Here is a 20,808-nt window from a genome sequence, read left to right on the forward strand (position 1 = left end):
ACATTATTAAGGACAAACTAAGACTCCATATTCTGTGGAAAAGAGGGATAAAAGATGAATGAACATTCAGCAATTGCCATACAGGACGAATATGCAGAAGACTTTGCCTGGTGTTACGGCTGCGGCCGACTCAATAAAGAGGGACACCATTTCCGAACAGTGTGGAATGGTGATGAGACCATTACTTTATATGAACCAAAGCCCGTGCACACGGCTATTCCCGGCTTTGTCTATGGCGGCTTGATCGCGTCGTTTGTTGATTGTCACGGGACCGGTTCTGCTTCTTTAGCGTTGCACCGCAAAAACGGATTTGAGCCTGGCAGTGGCGAAGAACCACCGCGATTTGTTACGGCTTCTTTGCACGTCGATTACTTGAAACCAACACCTCAAGGGGGTGTGTTGAAGGCGGTGGGGAAAATTGAAGAAATCCACCCGAAGAAATTCAAAGTGGTGACAGAGGTTTACGCCGGCAATACATTGTGTGCAACAGGTGAAGTTGTCGCTGTAGTCATGCCTGCTTCCTTCGCAACATAACACGATAAAATAAAGTTTAAAACCCGCCCTTTTACTTATGAAAAATTTAAAGTCGAGTTTACTGGTAAGTATTGTTTGTTTTATTGTATACTAACTTTATTCTTTTAAAAGAGTGAATCTTTCGAGAAGTCGAATCGAGAGTGAAAGGTGTGGGTAAAGATGAAATATGGTTTTTGGTTGCCGATTTTTGGTGGTTGGCTGCGAAACGTAGAAGATGAACAAATGCCGCCAACATTTGAGTATGCAAAAAAAGTTGTTCAATCTGCTGAAGAATGGGGTTACGATACAACCTTGATCGCAGAATTGAATTTAAATGATATTAAAGGAATGGCAGCGGATTCTCTTGATGCTTGGTCTACAGCAGCAGCACTTGCGGCAGTGACGGAAAAAATCGAAATTATGACCGCCATTCGTCCGGCGTTTCATAACCCGGCTATCGCAGCAAAGATGGCTGCCAATATTGATCAAATCTCCAATGGCCGCTTTACACTGAATGTAGTGTCAGCTTGGTGGGCGGAAGAGGCGAAGCAATACGGCGGGGAGTTCACGGAACACGACGAACGCTACGACCGGACAGACGAGTTTTTAAAGGTCGTCAAAGGCATGTGGACACAAGAGGAATTTTCATTTAAAGGGAAATATTACGATATTCAAAATGCGCGTCTGGCACCAAAGCCAGTTCAGCGTCCGCATCCAATTCTTTACGCTGGCGGCGAAAGCCCGCGCGGCAAGAAATCCATTGTTGAATCGTGTGATTCCTATGTGATGCATGGGGGAACGGTGGAAGAGATTCAGGAAAAAATCAGTGGCATGAAAGAGTTGCGGCAACAAGCTGGCGGCTCTCCTTTGCAGACATTCGGCATGGCGGCATATATCATTTGCCGCGATACAGAAGAGGAAGTCGCTGAAGAATATGCACGCATCACCGATGTCAAAGAATCAGATGGCTATGTCGGGTATGATGATTTTGTCAGTAAGTCGCAGTTGGAGCAGCAAATAAAGCTGGCGGATTACTCGGTATCCAACCGTGGACTACGCCCGAACTTAATCGGTACGCCTGAACAGATTGCGGACCGGATACTCGCTTTTGAAGATGCAGGGCTGGATTTGCTGCTGCTGCAATTTTCACCGCAATTGGAAGAAATGGAACGCTTTTCAAAACAAGTAATGCCATTGGTTGAAGAAAAAAGAAATGCGATTAGCGCGTTGAATATCTAGGAGGATACAAGATGTCAGAAAAAATTTATGTGATTCACGAAAATGAAGAATGGACCACCCACCTATTCAAACGGCTTGATGAACTGAACTTGCCTTACGAAGATTGGTTTATTGATGAGGGGTTAGTCGACTTGAACGAAGCACCGCCTGAAGGCATTTTTTATAGCCGAATGAGCGCATCTTCCCATACAAGAGGTCATCGTTTTGCGCCTGAGCTGACCGAGTCCTTACTGGTATGGCTTGAGCATCATGGCCGCACAGTCTTTAATGGCAGCCGCGCTTTGCGCCTGGAAGTCAGCAAAGTTAACCAATACATGGCTTTAAATGCTGCAGGGATTCAGACACCGAAAACGATTGCTGTAAACGGACAAGAGCAGATTTTAAAAGCTGCTGAAAAAATGGATATTCCATCTTTTATCACGAAACACAATCGTGCCGGCAAAGGATTGGGTGTGCGTTTATTCCATTCGCACGAAGCTTTGAGAGAATACGTCGAAGGCTCTGAATTTGAACCATCTATTGACGGAATTACCTTGATCCAGGAGTATATTCAAGCCCCGGAACCATTTATCACCCGATGTGAATTTGTCGGCGGGAAATTTGTTTATGCTGTGCAAGTGGATACATCTGAAGGGTTTGAATTATGTCCAGCGGATGCTTGCCGGATTGATGATTTATTTTGTCCGGTAGGGGAAGAAGTGGAAGAAAAGCCGAAATTCCAAGTGATTCAAGGCTTTAATGATCCAATCCTTGAAAAGTATGAAGCGTTTCTGCAGCAAAACAATATCAATGTAGCCGGAATTGAATTTATTCGCAACGCCGCGGGAGATATCTTTACTTATGACGTGAACACCAACACCAACTACAATGCCGATGCAGAAGCAGAAGCTGGGAAATATGGCATGCTGGAACTTGCCAAGTTTCTCGAAAAAGAATTAAAAGCGACGAAACTAACTGTTTGATAGAAAGTGCGGCCATCTTTTAACGCGAGATGGCCGTTTTTTCTGGTGTTTATCATAAAGCAATCAAGGGAAACTTTTAAAGTAAGAGCGCATTAAGAAAAGGAGTGAAGGCCAAATGGTTAATGATCAAAAAGAAGAACGTCCAGAACCTATAGAGGCAGATGAAATGGAAGAAACAGAAGTTGAACCAGCCAAAGATAAGTCGAAGTTTGATAAAATTTACAGCAATATCGCATCTAACCGATTCGAAAATTTGCGCACCAGCCATATTGAAAATAAGGCAAAAGAATTGCGGAAACGCAAAAAATAAAAGATCGAGTGCTGTTGCACTGGATCTTTTATTTTTTAGGGAGTTTTTCGATTTCTTCTGAAACAACAAAAGCCAAATCATCATTTCCGAACATTTGCAGGACGTCCAGCAAAGTTTCATGGTCAATATCCAATTCTTCTGCATCAGTCTCATCGATTGCGGCAGCCAATACCGCGCTTTGCGGTTGTCCCGGATAGGCACGCTGGTAAAGCTCAGCCGGATTCAGCTGATGATTCGTGCACCATTGGACAAACAGTTGGACCATAATTTGTTCTTCCTGCTGATACTTTTTGATGATAAATTCATCACGGTTTTCAATATCCACTCAAGGCACCTCCGTCATTAAAAGTTTTTGTGATAGAAGCATACCAAACAATCTGAGTGCTTGCATGGACTTCTATCCTTTTTTCCTCTAGAATGAAATTATGGCAATGACAGTATCGGAGGGTAAATTATGAAATTATTGCAAGTACGAAAAGGACAATTCGTTTATTTTCAAAATGAATTGCACAAGGTATACTCTGTAAAACCGCTGGCTAAAAAGTCGGTGCTTATGTTCCGCGTCAAAGACATGGAGCAAGTCGCAAGCAAGGCTGATGAAGTTACGTTTTACAAACCGAAGAACATGGACTCATTCTTATTCTTTGGAGCACGCTACACCTTGCGTGATGATCGCCAAGCAGAAGAAGGCGGCTACATCCTAATCACAAAACCGGATCCAGATTATATGGACCATTATTCATTGAACGAGTTCGAAAAAGTTGAATCGGTCGAGGGCAAGAATGTCATTACTACTCGACAAAACACCGTGAAATCAAAAGAATTTTTTGTAATGGTTCCTGGCGAAGAAGCGGGCAGCAACGATATCGTATACTTTGATAAATCCAAAGTTTCAGCTGACCAGCTGGAGCAGGATGCTCAATTGGAAGAAGTATTGCGCGAGAAAAACGCAATTCGTCCTTCTATCGGAGATGTTTACTTGAACTTGGATAATACAGGGACGGCTATGGTAGTAGCGATTGTTGGAGAAGAAGTGACCCTCGGCACTGGGGATCGGCTTTCTTTCAATGAGCTCTACAAAGCGGACAACTGGAGTTATTTGTACAACATTACAGACGGCGAATTCAGATAAACAAAATAAAAGGCATCACACTTTCATTTCGCTTCAGGCGGACGCGTTCCACGGGCACGGCTTCTGCCGCTTCCCTCGCTGCGCTCAGTCCAGTGGCTCCAGCTCGTGTCGCTCTGTCGCTTTGCTCCATCACTGTTCCCGTAGGAGTCGCCGCCTTCCGCTACAGTTAAAAAAGAGAACATTTACTAAGTGGTTTGGAGAAGCGTCCGTTCGACTCCAGCGGGAAAGCGAGACGGCCGAGACCCCGCAGGGAACAGAGGAGGCTTGGACGCGAGCCCGGGCAGCAGGTGGGACGCGACGTCCTGTCGCACCTGCTGGATGACCCACATCCTGTGGGCCCGAAAGCGAACGGTAAGCTTCGGAAATCCACGACTTGTTAGAAGTTTCTCGACAGTCTGATAAAAGGCGGCCCCTGGTGGGCCGCCTTTTATTTGTGTCAGTCGTTAAAAATAGAGCCAATTTCGAGAATTTCTGCGGTGCTCAACTGAACATCCAATGCGCTCAAATTCGATAGTACTTGATCTGCACGTTTAGCACCTGGAATAACGCCGTCGATTTCAGGGCGTGCCAAGTACCAGGCAAGCACTACATGTGCGGTTTCGGCACCTTTTGCTTCTGCCAGCGCTTTGAGTTTCCGGACTTTTTCTAAATTGCGTTCAAATTCTTGCCCTTGAAGATGGGGCATGTTCGTCCGCAAGTCATTGAAGGTTTTATTTTTATCGTATTTGCCTGCAAGCAAACCTGCAGCAAACGGGAAGTACGGAACATAAGAGATTCCGTGTTCTTTTACGTAAGGAAAGTAATCTTCTTCTGCTTCGCGCTTCAGCAGATTGTACTCTCCTTGAAAAACGTCGACATAGCCATCTTTATTGGCATCTTTTAGTTGGTCCATTGAAAAATTTGATACGCCAATGGAACGGATTTTTCCTTCTTCTTTCAAGCGCTGCAGAGCGCCCACAGCTTCAGCTTTTGGTGTTTGTTCATCGGGAAAGTGGATGTAGAACAAATCAATGTAATCGGTCTGAAGTCGCTTCAAGCTATCTTCAACTGACTGTTTTAAAAATGCAGGCGAGTTGTCGGTAATGTGCTCTTCACCTTGACGGCGCTGAGCCCCTTTTGTCGCAACTACCATTTCCTGGCGCGCACCGGATTCCTGAAGCACTTCGCCCAGCAATTCTTCTGAACGCCCATATCCGTATGCATAGGCCGTATCGATGAAATTTAATCCGTTGTCGATACCGGCGTGGACCAGCTCTTTGCCAGTGTCTTCATTTAAATCAGGGTAAAGGTTGTGCCCGCCAACAGCGTTTATGCCAAGGCCGATTGGGTTGATGAACAAGCCCGTATTTCCAAGTTGTTTCTTCTGTTCCGTCATTGTCAGTCCAGCTCCTTTGATGGTCATTCTTTTTCTGCTTAGCTCAGTGCGTGGTGTTTCACCAAGCAAGTCTTGTTTTATCATAACATTCGAAATTTAAAGTACGTGTAAAAATGCTCAAATCGTCTATTTTTCGCAGTCGGTTAAAGTGGAGATAATGCATGGCTATGATCAATGAAAATAAACGCATCATATCGCCGTGCCATTTTGGAATGCACATAGTTGCCATACGATTCAAATTCCGGATTATAGACGACGCCGATTGCACGATGGCCGACCCAACGATCAAACAAAGCAAAGTTTTGCGAATGGAACAACAGAAACTTGTCCGATGCACCAGTCTGATGCAAAAGATCTTCCCATGTATAAGGCTTAGCAGGGGGAATCATCATTTTTTCATAGGGTTCTTCCCAAGATGGTGCGGCAATGACAGTACCAGAATGGGTGCCAAAACCGACTGCGTAAACATCTTCTTTCTGGTTTTGTTCCCGAATGATTTGCCCCACATTGGTCATGCCTTCATTTTTCATTTCTGTAGCATTGGCAGCGCCGATATGGGTATTGTGCTCCCAGACGATGATCTTTGCTTCTTTGCCGTGATAGTCGCGTATTTCGTTGATGGCTTCTGTCATATGCTCATCGCGGATATTCCAAGAAACTTCGTCGCTTTTTACTAAGGCACGGTAATAGTCTTCGGCATTTTTTGCGACCAATGCATTGATCTTTAAATCCAGATCGCTTTCGTGAGAATCTTTGTACAGTTCTTCATTGGACCAAACGGATGCCAGCAATTGAGATACGGCTTTCTCGCAGGACTTTAAGGAGTCGACGGCAGCGGCAGAATAATTTTCCGGTACACGATGGAAAGAATCGAAGCAAGCCAGTGCTTTTTTGGCCAATTTCATATCTTCGCCGGTAGGGTTTATATCTGCCAGTCGATGTACAATCTCCTCCATGGATTCCCAAAGGCTGTAAACGTCGATGCCATAAAAACCGACCTTTTGGTGAGTGGTATCATTATGCGCTTTCAGCCACTGGATAAAATCAGCTATTTCTTCGTTGGCCCACATCCAAGAAGGCCATCGCTGAAAGGCTCCAAGTACTTCATACGGCTGTTGTTCTTTTGAGGGAAAGTTTTTGATGTAGCGATTTACTTGTTGGGCAGCCGGCCAATCGCCTTCAACTGCAATCAACGAAAACCCTTTTTCCAGAATCAGTTTTTTGGTCAAAGCTGCCCGCCATGTATAAAACTCAGATGTACCATGTGTTGCTTCTCCAAGAAGGACAAACTTTGCATCTCCAATTGATTGGATAAGAGGTGCTAAGTCTTCGATCGAATTGAATGGCTGTGCATGCATCCGGACTGCTTCCTCAAGAGATGTCTTCACCTTGTCCAACCCCTTTTTACTGTTCATGTTCCCGCTTGTGCTTCCTGCAAACAAGGTATAAAAAAAGCATCCGCTGAGAGCGGATGCTTAATTATTTTTCCAATACGTCTTGGAATTCAGGTGTCTTTTCGATTACGCTTTTAGCAAATGGACATTGGGGATCAATCGTCTTGTTTTCGCTGCGGGCATATTCAACAACCTGCTCTACTAACTTCTTGCCAACTCCTTGACCCTCCAGTTGCGGAGAAACTTCGGTGTGGTCGACAGTCAGTACATCGCCATTTGGTATATAGCTCAGGAAAGCCAATTCTTCAGAATTTTCCAGAGCCGAGAACTTATTGTTTTCGTGTTTAAAATCCATGGATATTGCCTCCTTTTTATTGCTTATCTCTCTTTGTATTCCCTCTCTGCCTATGAATATTCAAGAAATTCGAAGGAATTTGTTTAGGAACCCTACTAATATCTTTGTCAGTACGGAAGAACGAAGGTGATTCCAGTAGCTGCCACTGTTTACTAGTTTTAAGTATATCTGTATCGAGCCGTTTAAAGATGTGAAAACGGGTATGAAACGATATAAGAGGTGATGCAAATGGATAAATTGGCAAACACAGCCATTGATCGGATTGAAAAAATATTTGGTACGTATCCGCGCTATCGGCGAGCTCATGCGCGAGGGAAAAGTTATAAGGCGCGCTTCACGGCGAACGGTTCCGCTAGCCGATGGACGACTGCTCCGCATTTTCAAAAAGGACAAAGCGATTCAGTTGTGCGTTTTTCGCATTTTTCTCCAAATCCAACATGGGCCGATGCAATGTCTCCAGTTAAAGGAATGGCGGTCCAGTTCCAATTGCCAAATGGAGAAGCTACCAATATTGTGGGTGTCACGTCGCCTATTTTCTTTGCTAAAACACCCGAGATTTTTACCGAAATGCTTGGCGTCGTCGAATCGTTCAAAAAAGGCAAACCCAGTTTAACAGAATTGGGAGGTTTGCTTGCGGATTATCCAGAAAGCGGTGCAATGATTGCCAATATCCGAAAAATGCAGGCACCCGCCAGCTTTGCAACTGGGCAATACCATTCGATTCATGCATTTTATTTTATTAGTGAAGAAGGGCAGCGGCAGCCAATCAAGTATCGTTGGGAACCGGAAAGTGGAGTGGAAACCTTATCGCCGCTTGATGCAGCCGCTTTGCCAATCGGATTTTTTGAAGCGGATATTGAAGATCGGGTAGTAAGAGCGCCTGTAAAATTCCGGCTGGACATCGTACTGGGACAGCCAGGAGATCCGACTGACGACCCGACAAAAGAATGGCCGAAAGATCGTGAAACGCTATCGATTGGCTATTTAGAAATTTTTGAAGAAGCACCGGCAGCAGAAGCGGTCATGTACGACCCAACGCTAATGACGGAAGGCATCGAATGTTCGGAAGACCGCATCTTAAACTTTCGCCACGATGCATACACCATCTCCCATCAGCGGAGAATTTCCGAAATGTAAAAACGCACAGCCACTGGCTGTGCGTTTCTGCATTCTAGTAAAGCTTGCCTTGTTTGTAAATCACCGTCGATAATCGCATGACGGAATGGATAAAGCAATTTTGGCGTAGGGCGTAGGGATCTCCGTAGTATTGCGGGAGAATCATGTCCATCGTTTCCTGCATTTTTTCAATCAATAACCGGTAAACTTCTTTTTCTGTGTAGAATTGTGTTTCGCGGCCTTGCAGCCATTCAAAGTAAGAAACGATAACCCCTCCGGCATTTGCCAAAATATCCGGTATGATGACAACTCCCTGTTCATTCAAGTATTCATCAGCTTGTGCAGTAGTCGGAGCATTTGCGCCTTCGACAATGATCCGCGCCTGAATGTCTTTCATATTGCCTTCATGGATTTGGTTTTCCAATGCCGCCAGCAGCAGAACATCCACAGGCAATGTGACGAGACTGTCCCGTTCTTTTATTTCGGCTTTAATGCCGGCACCTTGCAGATGCTGTTCTGTTGATGGCAAGTCCCCACGGCTTGTTTTCGTGAATTCAATCAATGCCGGAATATCCAGTCCGTCTTCGTTGAATAAAGTGACATTGCGATCACTCACGGCCACAATTTTATGGTTGATCAAAGAACAGTTGTAAGCTTCGAGAGCTGCCACTGCACCAACATTCCCAAAGCCCTGAACGGCCATTTTCAATGGACGGTCGTAAAGAGACAATGTGGTTTTGGCAAAGCGGTTATCGCTTTGGGCCAGCAGTTGTTCATTTTCTTTTACATAATCGTGCAACAAGTAACGGAATGTGAAATAAACGCCTTTGCCGGTTGCTTCCCGTCTTCCGAGAGAACCGCCGTTTACGACACTTTTGCCGGTAAAGCTTCCGAGGTAAGGAGTACCATGATGGACCTTCTTAAATTCGGCCATCATCCAATCCATTTCGCGTTCGCCTGATCCCATGTCTGGCGCGGGAATGTCTTTATCAGGACCGATAACATCCGAAAAATACCGAACATATTTTCTGGAAATCAAGTTCAGCTCTTTTTCCGAGAATTCACGTGGATTGATTTCAATGCCGCCTTTACCGCCTCCAAATGGTACTTTATGCAAGGCGTTTTTTAAAGTCATCAAAAATGCCAAGTTGATGACTTCTTCTTCATTGACGCTTTCGTGAAAGCGGATGCCGCCTTTATAAGGTCCCATCGCATCGTTGTGTTGTGCACGATAAGCTGGAATGCGCACGACGCTTCCGTTGTCCAATGGAACTCTAAGGAAAGACTTATGTATTTTGTCAGGAGTGGAAAGAATGGCGCTCAGTGAAGCGAAAGCTTGTTTTCGGTCTGTTAAATCGGGCAAAAACGAGTCGTTTTCTAGCAGTGCATCCAGTGATTCCTGGATGATTTTTTGGGTTTCTGTTTGCATATCCGGGACACCTCCAAGTGTATGGTCTAGTTATCTTATACCCACTCCATGTTTCTTTAATCAATGGAAAAGCCGCCTCCGGGAAGGTCCCCGGAAACGGCAGCTAGTTATTTCTTATTCTTCATCAATTGCAATTCCAGATTCAAAGCTTTAAATAAAGCAAACACCATTAAAATTATTACAAAAGAGAACGGCAAAGCCGCAATAATGATGGTGTTTTGCACAGCAGTCAAGCCGCCTACTGATAGCAGGATGGCAGCGACCATTGACTGGGCAATTCCCCAAAGAATCTTGATTTGGTTACTTGGCAGCAAGGAACCGCGCGTTGATTGCATTCCCAGCACAAAAGTGGCAGAGTCAGCGGATGTAATGAAGAACGTGCTGACCAGCAAAATAGCGACGATCGACATGAGAAATCCTAAAGGCAATTCGTTAAACATTGCAAACAAAGTCTGTTCGGTTGGGAATGCCGTTAAATCAATGCCACTTTTTTGGATGTTGATGGCAGTTGTTCCGAAAGCGGCAAACCAAATCGATCCAAAAATTGTTGGGGCAAGCACTACGCCTGCCAAGAATTCACGAATGGTACGGCCTTTGGAAATGCGGGCAATAAACATGCTGACAAATGGCGCCCAAGAAATCCACCAAGCCCAATAAAAGATAGTCCAGCCATCCAGCCAGCTGCGGTTTTCTGCATCCAGAGGCGCAGATTGAAAACTCAAGCTGATCAGATTTTGGACATATGCTCCGAAAGTTTCCGTGAACATATTCAAGATTAATAGAGTTGGACCTAGTACAAGTACCAGAACAAGTAAAATGACGGCCAAAACCATGTTGGTGTTGGACAAATATTTAATCCCTTTGTTCAGCCCTGACCATGCGGAAATGATGAACAGGATAGTGACCACACCAATGATGACCATTTGAACCCAATATTCTTGAGGTGCACCGAACAGGTAGGAAATTCCTCCATTAATTTGAGCAGCGCCAAAGCCGAGTGAAGTTGCTACGCCAAAGACGGTAGCAAAAACAGCGAGTACGTCAACAAACGTTCCTAAAGGACCGTTCATCTTGTCGCCAAAAATCGGCTTCAGTGTTGATGAAATTAATGCAGGTTGGCCTTTTCTAAATTGGAAAAAGGCTAAAGACAAAGCGACCATTCCATACATAGTCCAAACATGGATGCCCCAGTGATAGTAAGAACGCTGTAAAGATTCCTTAAAAGCTTCGTCGGAACCAAGTTCTGCAGTCGCTGGTTGAATAGCGAAGTGAGAAAGAGGTTCGGAAGCACCATAAAAAACAAGGCCGATTCCCATTCCTGCTGAAAACAGCATCGAAATCCAACTGAACGTAGAAAATTCAGGACGATCTGAGTCTTTCCCAAGACGGATTTTTCCGTATGGGCTGACCATGATGATGGCAACAAAAATTAATAGCACGGCCATAATCAGTAAGTAATACCAGCCAAATGCGGTATTGATATAGCTGCGGATATTTCCAGTGGCGGTTTCAAAGGTTTCCGGCGCAATGACACCGAAAGCGACAGTGAGAATGACTAATGCGAATGTGATGTAAAAGACTTTCGAAGCTTTCTTCATAGTTCCTCCCGAAGTAATTATTTTAACATAGTTGTTAAGGTTACCGAAAAGCTCGCATATAGTCAACTGGAAGGCGCGTTGACGGGTTTTAGGTATCCCACTCATTCATTTGTTCTTCTTCTGTTACCACACGCAAATCATCGCCAGTTATAGTTAATACCTGATAGTCTGTGGTTTCTGCATAACGATCGGCTTCTTTTTTGATGAACTTTGGGGAGCCATCGGTTTCTTCGTCATAGACGATTAAAATACCATCGGAATTGCGCAGAAAGAACTTGTTTTTTTCGATAAACTGCCAGGGTGCTTCATATGGTTTGCTGGTCAAGCTGCGATGAAAATCAGCGTTAGAAAGAATTAACCGATATTGTTCTTGCTTAGTTTCATTCCATCTTTTTTCCTGTTCCAGAAAAGGGGTCAGCACAGCATACTTCAACTCTGGAAATTCTTCTTTCATGTCCATCACGACTTCTGCAGCCCATGTTTCAACTCCAAGTTGTCCACTTAAAATAACCCATTCCAACCCCTCATCGAGCAATGCGCGAAATCGGTTCTCCAGCGCTTTTTTAATAAATCGGATGCCTGGATTTTTTTCATCAAATATTCCCAATTCATGTTGCTTGTATCCGGTAACGACCAATCGCTTCAACAATATCTTCACTCCTTTTCAGGGATTTGCAATCTTAGTCTACAGGAAAGGGAGTGGATTGAATACTTGCATCATTGAAACCGTAAGGCAGCCGAGAAGTGAACTGTAATTTTATGTAATCTCTCCTTGCAATCCAAAATTGAAAGCGGTAACATAAAGTTTGAGTATTCTGAACATACCAACTAGTTAGTATCAATTTTAATTATTCGTCAGGGGGATAAAAAATGAACGTCTTAGAGTTATTCAAGCTTGATGGCAAAACCGCTATTATCACTGGGGGAGGTCGCGGCCTTGGCGCGATGATGGCAGAGGCTTTTGCTGAGGCAGGTGCGAACGTTGTCCTGTGCTCACGGAAAGTGGAAGCTTGCCAGGAAACAGCTGACAAACTGAGTGAAATGGGAATTGGCACGCTGGCGTTGGCTTGTGATGTTACCAATCCGAAAGATGTCGAAAACGTGGTTCACCAAACAATTGAGAAGTTTGGTTCCATTGATATCCTGGTGAATAATTCTGGTGCAACATGGGGGACCCCTGTGGTCGATATGCCGTTGGATGCGTGGAGGAAAGTTATGGACGTAAATGTTACTGGTACATTTCTGATGAGCCAGGAAGTTGGCAAGAAGATGATTGAGCAAAAGAGCGGGAAAATTATCAACATTTCATCGGTCGCAGGGCTGGGTGGAATTGATCCGACGCTCATGGATACCATCGGCTACAACACCAGCAAGGGAGCCGTCATTACTTTTACGAAAGATCTTGCGGCTAAATGGGGACAGCACAACATCAACGTAAACGCTATTGCTCCTGGTTTCTTTCCAACTAAAATGTCAAAAGCGGTGATGGAAAAAGGACAGGATGGCCTGCTTGCACGGACGCCTTTAAATCGCTTCGGTACAGAAGAGGATTTGAAAGGAACGGCGTTGTTTCTGGCATCCAAAGCGTCCGACTACATTACTGGTGATGTGGTTGTTGTCGACGGCGGAATGCACGCACTTTAAATTACGCAAAACGAATGGCGGCGAATAGTCATGAAAGAAGAGATCAAACAGCAAAGCATTCTCCTATTTGAGAGAAAAGGCTTTAGTGAGACCTCGATACAGGACATTGTTGAAGTGTTGGGTGTAACGAAAGGAACGTTTTACTATTATTTTACGAGCAAAGAGCAGCTGCTAATGGACATTCACCTGGGGTATATCGATGACCTGTTGGGACGCCAGGAAAAGATCCAACAAAGCCAGTCCAGTAATCGAAAAAAGCTGGAGCAGTTGGTTGCGTTATTAATTACAGATATTGCGAACCACGGACCGAGTGGGAAAGTGTTTTTTAGAGAAATGCGCCATCTGTGCGAAGATCATGCGGTACAAGTGAAAGCGAAACGGGAGAAGTTCCGAAAAAATCTTGAAAGAATTATAAGTGATGGCATTGCAAAACATGAATTTCGGCAAGAGCTTGAACCGGAGATGGTTGCTTTTGCCATTTTAGGTGTCACCAATTGGAGTTATCAGTGGTTTAATCCAACCGGCGGGATTTCAGCTGATCGGCTGGCTGGTATATATAGCGATTTAATTTTCCACGGCATTGCTTGATGTTTAAAGGAGATACAACTAATGGATCAACTTACCATTTGTCTGGTGTTGATCTTTGGCGGCAAAAAATTAGTCATGGGGGCGAGCCATCATGGAAGTTAAAACAACCACATATAAAGGCACGGCTTTTCTTTACCAACCTTCTGAGCCATTTTTCATACCGGAAGATTTCACCGATGAACATCGACTGATTGCCAAAACAGCAAAGCTTTTTTTAGAAAAAGAAATTCGGCCAAACAACGAAGAGATTGAAAATCAGAACTTTGGTTTAGTGAAGGAACTTTTTGGAAAAGCAGGCGAGCTGGGGTTGCTGGGCCACAGTATCCCCGAGGCGTACGGTGGCCTTGGGCTGGATAAAATCAGTAAAGGCTTGGTCGGAGAGTCGCTCGGTTCAGCTGGAGGCTATGGAGTGGCACATTCCAACCATACGTGTATTGCAACTTTGCCCATCACTTATTTTGGAACTTCTCAGCAAAAAGAAAAATATTTGCCGAAACTAGCTTCTGGCGAATTTATCGGTGCATATTGCCTGACAGAACCAGAAGCAGGATCGGATGCCCTGTCTGCCAAAACGACAGCCAAATTGAATGATGCAGGAACTCATTACCTATTAAATGGAACGAAAATGTTCATTACCAACGCGGAGTTTTCCGATACGTTTATCGTTTATGCGAAAGTAGACGGCATAGCTTTTACGGCTTTCATTGTTGAAAAAAACCATCCTGGCTTGTCGCTTGGACCCGAGGAACAAAAGATGGGCATAAAGGGTTCTTCTACACGCGCAGTCATTTTCGAAGATTGCGAGGTTCCCGTCGAGAATTTGCTTGGGGAGGTTGGAAAAGGCCACGTTATCGCATTGAATGTCTTGAACTTGGGGCGCTACAACTTGGGTTCTGCCTGTATGGGTGCAGCCAAATATGGTCTGGAGCTGACATTGAAGTACACCAAAGAGCGCCGGCAATTTGGGAAGGCAATTGCTGAATTTACAGCGACGCAGGAAAAGCTGGCGAACATGGCGCTGCGAATTTTTGCTTCCGAATCTCTTCAGTACCGAACTGCGGGATATCTGGAAAATGTGCTTGGTGGTCTTGATGAGGCAACAGATCATGGCATCATCGCCAAAAAGCTTATGGAGTATGCCGTCGAATGCGCAGTTTGCAAAGTGCATGGCTCTGAGACGCTTGACTTTGTCGTGGATGAAGCACTGCAATTGCACGGTGGCTATGGTTTTATCAAAGAGTATAAAGTGGAGCAAATGTATCGGGATTCGCGGATCAACCGGATTTTTGAGGGGACAAATGAAGTCAACCGATTGCTGATTCCTGGAAATCTGTTGAAGCAGGCCTCAAAAGGAAAGGTGCAATTGCCGCAATTGATGGCTTCAGCTATTCAAGACATGAAGTCACCGTGTCCTTTAGCTCATGGTCCGATTTCCCGGGAAATAGAAGCTGTAGAGGCGATACGCCGCATATTTCTGCTTAGTACAGGAATTGCCTATGATTCATATGGCAGCGGTTTAGGTGGCGAACAGGAAGTTTTAATGGCATTGGCCGATATCGCTATTGCATTATATGCTTTGGAGTCTGCCGTAATGAGGACAGCGAAAACTATGGAAAAAGACCCGTCTGCTTTAAAAGTTCTTATGGTGCAGGCATTGACTGGAGATGTGTTACTAGAAGTTGAGATGGCTGCGCGGAAATTGATGCAGGCAGCTTCTGCTGAAGAACAATTGACACAGAATACGGCAGTTGTAACAAACGAGTTGATTCGGCTGCAGCGCGGTGGGCTGGATAAAGTAAAACGGCAAATAGCAGAGGAACTGATAGAGGCAGGACATTATAGTTGTTAGGAGGAGACAGTCATGAAGGTGATCAAGTTTGAAGAATACGGTGGACCAGACGTACTGCAGTTTGTGGAAGCAGAGAAGCCGGACGCAGCAGCTACAGAGGTCATTATTGAAGTGAAGGCAATTGGCGTCAATTATGCCGATACAGCAAGACGCGAGGGCAAGTATGTGGTGCCCACTGAGTTGCCATATATTCCAGGGTCAGAAGTAGCTGGCGTCATTGTTGAGGTTGGAGAAAATGTGGAGAACTTTAAAGCAGGTGATCGCGTTGTAGCACTCATCGGTTCTGCAGGGTATGCAGAATATGCCGCCGTCGATCAAAGTGTGCTAACAGAAGTTCCGGAAGGTGTCGGCTTTGATCAAGCTGTCGCATTGCCATTGCAGGGGCTAAGTGCTTATCATATTTTGAAAACCATGGGCAGGCTTCAAAAGGGAGAAACAGTGCTCATTCATGCTGCGGCCGGCGGGGTTGGAGCCATTGCAGTGCAATTAGCGAAGATTTTCGGCGCCGGAAAAATTATCGCCACCGCGAGTACGGAAGAAAAGCTGTTTCATGCACAAAAAATGGGAGCAACTCATCTGGTCAACTATTCGGAAGAAGGATGGGTTGAAAAAGTGAAGTCCATTACTGACGGCAAAGGCGTCGACTTAGCGCTTGAAATGGTAGGAGGCGAAGTCTTCAACCAAACAGTAAAATGCCTCGCACCTTTTGGGCGTCTTGTAATATTCGGAGCTGCCAGTGGCGAACAAGCAACTTTCAACCCGGGCCAGTTAATGCGTAAAAATCAGTCAGTGATTGGGTTTTTCCTGCCTCAAATCATGCGGTACCCAGAACTGTTCCAACAGAGTTTCAGTGAATTATTGGGCTATATGAAGAGCGGACAACTGATTTTAACAATTGGAGCGACCTATCCGCTCGCAGAAGCTGCAAAAGCACATCAATCGCTGCAAGGGAGAAAGACCATTGGCAAGCTAGTACTGAAGCCATAGAATTGATCGGAAATAAAAGGGCTGCAAATGCTATAGATTCAGACGGAAAGCAAAACAAAGGAGTGGAAGAATGAAGATTTTAATTGTTGGCGCAGGTGCAATTGGGGGCTATTTTGGCGGCCGCTTACTGGAAAAAGGAGAGGACGTTACTTTTTTGGTAAGAGAAGGCAGAAAGAAGAAGCTTGACCAAACAGGTTTGAACATCCAAAGCAACCATGGAGATCTCCACTTGAAACCGAAGCTAATCACCAAATCGGAACAAAGTTCGCCGTTTGATGTTGTATTGGTGTCCACAAAATCCTATCAACTTGGCGATGCAATAAACGATATTCAGCCATTCGTAGGTGAAGAAACCATGATCTTGCCGTTGCTAAACGGAATTTCCCATTTGCAGACGCTGATCGAAGCTTTTGGTGAAAAAAGAGTCCTTGGCGGATTGTGTTTTATCGAAACCACTTTAGCAGAGGACGGCACAATTGTTCAGACGAGCCCTGTTCATCAATTGGTGTACGGAGAGCGAATGGGCAAAAAAACAGAGCGGATTGACAAGCTGGAACAGATCTTTACAGGAACCCAAGCAGAATTTATCAAAAGCGATAACATCGATCAGGACATGTGGCACAAGTATTTGTTTATCACCGCGTTGTCAGGAATCACTTCCATGATGGAATCACCTATCGGGCCAATACGGGATCTTGAAACAGGCCAGCGCACGATCCGCATGCTTCTGCAGGAGCTTGTGGCAATTATGGAAAAGATGGAAGCTCCGATTCAATCTGGAATTGCAGATACGCAATTAAAGCGAATCAACAGTATGGCAGCAGGGATGAAATCATCCATGCAGCGAGATATTGAAAAGTTGCAGCCTACTGAAGTCGAACATCTGCAAGGCTACCTGTTTGCCCGTGCTCGAGAAATGGAGATGGCAGTTCCCATTCTTGAAATCATTTACACTAAACTCCAACTTTATGAACAGCAAATAAATACGGATCAGCAAACTGTTTGAAAATAAGAGCTGGAATAACCGGTTAAACAGTTCCGAGCAACTCCTTTGAGCGGAAACTGGAAGAAGAAGCTCTGGGTTGCTCCACATCTGACCGGTGGAAACAACTGTGCAAACTGCCAGTATCGTGAAATGATAAATTTATCAGAACATTTACATTATTGTGTCACTCCTCTATGATTAAGTTACAAGCGTTTTGGTAGCGCTTGCAAAAAAAGAAAAAAGGGGTTGGGGTTGTGAATGCGATTGCATTAGCTGCTATTGGAATTTTTATATTTATACTGGGGTACCGCTTTTATTCCAAATTTATAGCAGAAAAGATTTTTAGGCTTGATCCAAATTATGTGACACCCGCGCATCGTTTTAAAGATGGTGTGGATTTTGTGCCTACCAATAAATTTGTGCTATGGGGGCATCATTTTACTTCCGTCGCAGGAGCTGCACCGATTTTAGGTCCAGCCATTGCTGTTTATTGGGGCTGGCTGCCGGCAGTTTTATGGGTTGTACTGGGTACTGTTTTTGCGGCAGGTGTGCATGATTTCGGCACACTGGTCTTATCAGTCCGGAACAAAGGACAATCAGTTGGGACGCTTGCGCATCGCTTGATCGGCCAGCGCGGCAAGATTTTGTTCTTATTCATTATCCTCATCCTGGTTCTAATGGTGAATGCCGTATTTGCTTGGGTTATCGCGAATTTATTCATCTCTTATCCGGCCAGCGTCATCCCGGTGTTTATTCAAATTCCGTTAGCGATTTGGATCGGGTATGCTGTGTATAAGAAAAACAAAAAAATGTTGATTCCCTCGCTTGTTGCCTTGGCAGTCATGTACATAACAGCCATTGTTGCGAGCCAAGTGAGCTTTCTTCAAATTGACCTTGTGGAATATATGGGCGGAGAAGATGGTGCCGGATTGTTCGGTCTTGGCTCGATCTCAACAGCCTTCTTTATATGGATCATTGTTTTGATGGTCTATGTTTACATCGCTTCCACGTTGCCGGTCTGGAAATTGCTTCAGCCGCGTGATTTTATCAACTCCCACCAACTAATCGTTGGACTTGGTATTCTTTATCTTGGGTTGTTGTTCACCAATCCCGAAATTACGGCACCGGCAACCAATCCGGATGCGGACATTTCCTGGTTCCCGTTACTCTTCATCACGATTGCCTGTGGCGCCATTTCCGGTTTTCACGGACTTGTTTCTTCGGGTACTTCATCAAAGCAGCTGGATAAAGAAACCGATGCCCGTTTTGTCGGTTATTTAGGAGCTGTGGGTGAAGGGGTTTTGGCTTTGATTTCCATCATTGCGGTCATCACCTTGTTCCCAGACCGCGAATCGTTCTTTGCCACTTACAGCAGTTTCCAGGCTTCCAATGGAGCTGGATTAGGCGCCTTTATCGAAGGGGCTACCAATTTGGCACAAGGTTTACTGATTCCGCCGGAAGTTGCTTCAACGATTGTGTCCATCATTGTTGTTTCATTTGCGGCTACTACTTTGGATACGTCAGTTCGCTTAATGCGTTACATCATTTCGGAATTAGGGGTGGAATACAAAATTCCGTCTCTTGAGAAAAAGCATGTGGCGACAACGATCGCTGTTGGAGCAAGCGCCGCATTGGTTCTTCTTCCTGAAGGGCCAAATGGATTTGGTTCAGGCGGTTACTTACTGTGGCCGCTGTTCGGTACAGCCAATCAGCTGCTCGCGGGCATCAGTCTATTGCTGATTTCCATCTGGCTGCGAAAACTCGGACGCAATTACATGATCACCATCATTCCGATGATTTTCTTAATGTTCATGACGCTTTGGGCCATGTTCCAGCAGGTATTCCTGCAATGGGCTTGGTACGCTGACCAGCCAAGTACCCTGCTGTTCGTCTTTGGCGCCATCATTTTCGTCTTTACATTGTGGATTATCTTGACAGCTATTCAGGCATTATTGAAAAAGACCGATCCTAACTTTTCAGAAGAAGACTAACTCAACTGAGTAAGGCTGCATATTCGCAGCCTGCAAAAACGAAGAAAATAGAGAAGCAGCCAAGGGATCATGCGTTTTGTGGTCCCTTCTGTTTTTAAAAAGAAGAGGTGCTGATTATGTTGGTGTTCGACAAATTAAAACAGTTGATCGCTTTTTATGAAGCCGTTCTTGAATTGCCGCATCGCACTGAAATTGCTCGTGAACTTCGGGATGAAGACGATCTTTTTCTCCTGATGCTTTATTCGGAGATGCTCGGGATACCCAATCCGGTGTATTACTATACCTTGGAATTGTATCCGTACATGATTGAAGAATTTCATGACTGGCATTTGCGTATGGGCATGGACAAATCGCCGTTAACCGGCATTCGCTGCTGTTAGTTTCTTTAGGAATGAGGGAATAGAATCATGGATGTATTATCAAAAAGCATTATTTTTGTCGGAGGCAAAGGCGGTGTTGGAAAATCGACATCTGCTGCAGCCATTGCATGGCGATCAGCCAAAGACGGCAATAAAACCTTGTTGATTTCCACAGATCCAGCCCATAACGTGGGCGACATCTTCAACCAGAAAATCGGAGGCAAAACAAAAGCCATTGCTGACAATCTCTATGCCCTCGAAATTGATCCGGAAATTGAAACGGATAATTACATTAAAACCGTAAAAGCCAATATTAAAGGAACGGTTCACTCCAGTATGATGGAAGAAGTAAATCGCCAATTGGATACGGCCAAAGCTTCTCCCGGCGCAGATGAAGCGGCATTGTTCGACAAGCTGATTCATATCATTTTGGAAGAGCGGCAAAACTTTGATAAATTGGTGTTTGACACTGCTCCGACTGGCCACACCATCCGGCTTTTGACGCTGCCAGAATTGATGGGGGTGTGGATTGAAGGGCTTCTTGAAAAACGCCGCAAAACCAATGCCAATTACACACAGTTGCTGAATGACGGGGAACCGCGGGAAGACCCCATTTATGATGTGTTGAGAGAGCGGCAAGAGCGCTTTTCAAAAGCCCGTGATCTCTTGCTTGATGAACAAAAGACCGGTTTTATTTTTGTACTGAATCCGGAACGGCTGCCTATATTGGAGACAAAAAAAGCGCTGGAGCTGCTGCATAATTATCATTTACATGTGAATACCCTTATCATCAACAAAGTGCTCCCAAAAGAAGCAGACGGTGAATTTTTAATGGAACGAAAAAAGCATGAGAAAAAATACATGCAGCAGATTGAAGAAACTTTTCCAAAACAAAAACTTGTTTATGTGCCGTTATTTTCACAAGACATTGTCAGCAAGATGCAATTAGAGCTGTTCAGTGAATACTTTAAGAAAGGGTGAA

Annotated in this window: 22 protein-coding genes; 14 read left to right on the plus strand and 8 right to left on the minus strand. The window is 44.7% G+C overall.

The window, feature by feature from the left end; genetic code table 11:
- Positions 1-54 precede the first annotated feature (54 nt).
- The 4 genes from AC4EHK_RS14790 to AC4EHK_RS14805 all read left to right on the plus strand — a co-directional run bounded on the left by AC4EHK_RS14790 (position 55) and on the right by AC4EHK_RS14805 (position 3,024).
- Entirely contained in the window at positions 55-534 is a 480-nt protein-coding gene (locus AC4EHK_RS14790; protein ID WP_490979557.1) for a PaaI family thioesterase, read from the plus strand.
- 159 nt (positions 535-693) lie between these two features.
- Positions 694-1,752 carry an LLM class flavin-dependent oxidoreductase gene (locus tag AC4EHK_RS14795; protein WP_490979558.1) on the plus strand — a complete coding sequence of 353 codons (1,059 nt, stop codon included), beginning with the start codon at positions 694-696 and terminating at the stop codon, positions 1,750-1,752.
- A gap of 11 nt (positions 1,753-1,763) precedes the next feature.
- Positions 1,764-2,714, plus strand: coding sequence for an ATP-grasp domain-containing protein (locus AC4EHK_RS14800; protein WP_490979559.1), 951 nt, complete (start codon positions 1,764-1,766; stop codon positions 2,712-2,714).
- Positions 2,715-2,829: 115 nt separating this feature from the next.
- A complete protein-coding gene (locus tag AC4EHK_RS14805; protein WP_490979560.1) occupies positions 2,830-3,024 on the plus strand; it encodes a hypothetical protein in 195 nt (64 codons plus the stop codon).
- Between the two features lie 28 nt (positions 3,025-3,052).
- On the opposite strand, the gene yxiS is transcribed toward AC4EHK_RS14805, so the two are convergent.
- Entirely contained in the window at positions 3,053-3,349 is a 297-nt protein-coding gene (gene yxiS / locus AC4EHK_RS14810; RefSeq protein WP_490979561.1) for a protein YxiS, read from the minus strand.
- 129 nt (positions 3,350-3,478) lie between these two features.
- On the opposite strand from yxiS, the gene AC4EHK_RS14815 reads away from it, so the two are divergent.
- Complete coding sequence (locus tag AC4EHK_RS14815) at positions 3,479-4,156, plus strand: hypothetical protein (protein ID WP_490979562.1); 678 nt, start codon at positions 3,479-3,481, stop codon at positions 4,154-4,156.
- Here the strand turns inward: AC4EHK_RS14815 and AC4EHK_RS14820 are convergent.
- The 4 genes from AC4EHK_RS14820 to AC4EHK_RS14835 all read right to left on the minus strand — a co-directional run bounded on the left by AC4EHK_RS14820 (position 4,149) and on the right by AC4EHK_RS14835 (position 7,280).
- Positions 4,149-4,286, minus strand: a complete 138-nt coding sequence (locus tag AC4EHK_RS14820) for a hypothetical protein (protein WP_490979563.1) — start codon at positions 4,284-4,286, stop codon at positions 4,149-4,151. The two genes, AC4EHK_RS14815 and AC4EHK_RS14820, sit on opposite strands and share 8 nt — an antisense overlap.
- Positions 4,287-4,592: 306 nt before the next feature.
- Complete coding sequence (locus AC4EHK_RS14825; RefSeq protein ID WP_490979767.1) at positions 4,593-5,531, minus strand: aldo/keto reductase; 939 nt, start codon at positions 5,529-5,531, stop codon at positions 4,593-4,595.
- Between the two features lie 143 nt (positions 5,532-5,674).
- Positions 5,675-6,919 (minus strand): erythromycin esterase family protein, encoded by a 1,245-nt coding sequence (locus AC4EHK_RS14830; protein ID WP_490979564.1) that lies wholly within the window; start codon positions 6,917-6,919, stop codon positions 5,675-5,677.
- Between the two features lie 91 nt (positions 6,920-7,010).
- Positions 7,011-7,280 (minus strand): GNAT family N-acetyltransferase, encoded by a 270-nt coding sequence (locus tag AC4EHK_RS14835; RefSeq protein WP_490979565.1) that lies wholly within the window; start codon positions 7,278-7,280, stop codon positions 7,011-7,013.
- 228 nt (positions 7,281-7,508) lie between these two features.
- On the opposite strand from AC4EHK_RS14835, the gene AC4EHK_RS14840 reads away from it, so the two are divergent.
- Positions 7,509-8,417, plus strand: a complete 909-nt coding sequence (locus tag AC4EHK_RS14840; protein WP_490979566.1) for a catalase family peroxidase — start codon at positions 7,509-7,511, stop codon at positions 8,415-8,417.
- A gap of 34 nt (positions 8,418-8,451) precedes the next feature.
- Here AC4EHK_RS14840 and AC4EHK_RS14845 read toward each other — a convergent pair whose 3' ends face one another.
- From AC4EHK_RS14845 to AC4EHK_RS14855, 3 genes are all read right to left on the minus strand, one after another.
- Entirely contained in the window at positions 8,452-9,825 is a 1,374-nt protein-coding gene (locus tag AC4EHK_RS14845) for a Glu/Leu/Phe/Val family dehydrogenase (protein WP_490979567.1), read from the minus strand.
- A 107-nt stretch (positions 9,826-9,932) separates the two neighbouring features.
- Entirely contained in the window at positions 9,933-11,423 is a 1,491-nt protein-coding gene (locus AC4EHK_RS14850; protein ID WP_490979568.1) for a glycine betaine uptake BCCT transporter, read from the minus strand.
- Positions 11,424-11,511: 88 nt separating this feature from the next.
- Complete coding sequence (locus AC4EHK_RS14855) at positions 11,512-12,072, minus strand: SLOG family protein (protein WP_490979569.1); 561 nt, start codon at positions 12,070-12,072, stop codon at positions 11,512-11,514.
- A 221-nt stretch (positions 12,073-12,293) separates the two neighbouring features.
- Between AC4EHK_RS14855 and AC4EHK_RS14860 the strand changes: the two genes are divergently transcribed.
- From AC4EHK_RS14860 to AC4EHK_RS14895, 8 genes are all read left to right on the plus strand, one after another.
- Positions 12,294-13,067: an SDR family oxidoreductase gene (locus AC4EHK_RS14860; protein WP_490979570.1), complete on the plus strand. Its 774-nt coding sequence runs from the start codon at positions 12,294-12,296 to the stop codon at positions 13,065-13,067.
- Between the two features lie 30 nt (positions 13,068-13,097).
- On the plus strand, positions 13,098-13,655 hold the full coding sequence (locus AC4EHK_RS14865) for a TetR/AcrR family transcriptional regulator (protein WP_490979571.1): 558 nt from the start codon (positions 13,098-13,100) through the stop codon (positions 13,653-13,655).
- Positions 13,656-13,746: 91 nt separating this feature from the next.
- Complete coding sequence (locus AC4EHK_RS14870; protein WP_490979572.1) at positions 13,747-15,504, plus strand: acyl-CoA dehydrogenase FadE; 1,758 nt, start codon at positions 13,747-13,749, stop codon at positions 15,502-15,504.
- A 12-nt stretch (positions 15,505-15,516) separates the two neighbouring features.
- Positions 15,517-16,491, plus strand: a complete 975-nt coding sequence (locus AC4EHK_RS14875) for a quinone oxidoreductase family protein (RefSeq protein ID WP_490979573.1) — start codon at positions 15,517-15,519, stop codon at positions 16,489-16,491.
- A gap of 70 nt (positions 16,492-16,561) precedes the next feature.
- Positions 16,562-17,497, plus strand: a complete 936-nt coding sequence (locus AC4EHK_RS14880) for a ketopantoate reductase family protein (RefSeq protein WP_490979574.1) — start codon at positions 16,562-16,564, stop codon at positions 17,495-17,497.
- A 233-nt stretch (positions 17,498-17,730) separates the two neighbouring features.
- Positions 17,731-19,467 (plus strand): carbon starvation CstA family protein, encoded by a 1,737-nt coding sequence (locus AC4EHK_RS14885; protein ID WP_490979575.1) that lies wholly within the window; start codon positions 17,731-17,733, stop codon positions 19,465-19,467.
- Positions 19,468-19,583: 116 nt separating this feature from the next.
- Entirely contained in the window at positions 19,584-19,847 is a 264-nt protein-coding gene (locus AC4EHK_RS14890; protein WP_006829350.1) for a cory-CC-star protein, read from the plus strand.
- A gap of 27 nt (positions 19,848-19,874) precedes the next feature.
- Positions 19,875-20,807 carry an ArsA family ATPase gene (locus AC4EHK_RS14895; protein WP_490979576.1) on the plus strand — a complete coding sequence of 311 codons (933 nt, stop codon included), beginning with the start codon at positions 19,875-19,877 and terminating at the stop codon, positions 20,805-20,807.
- Position 20,808: the final 1 nt, after the last annotated feature.

Source organism: Planococcus sp. TJ-307 (assembly GCF_058268435.1).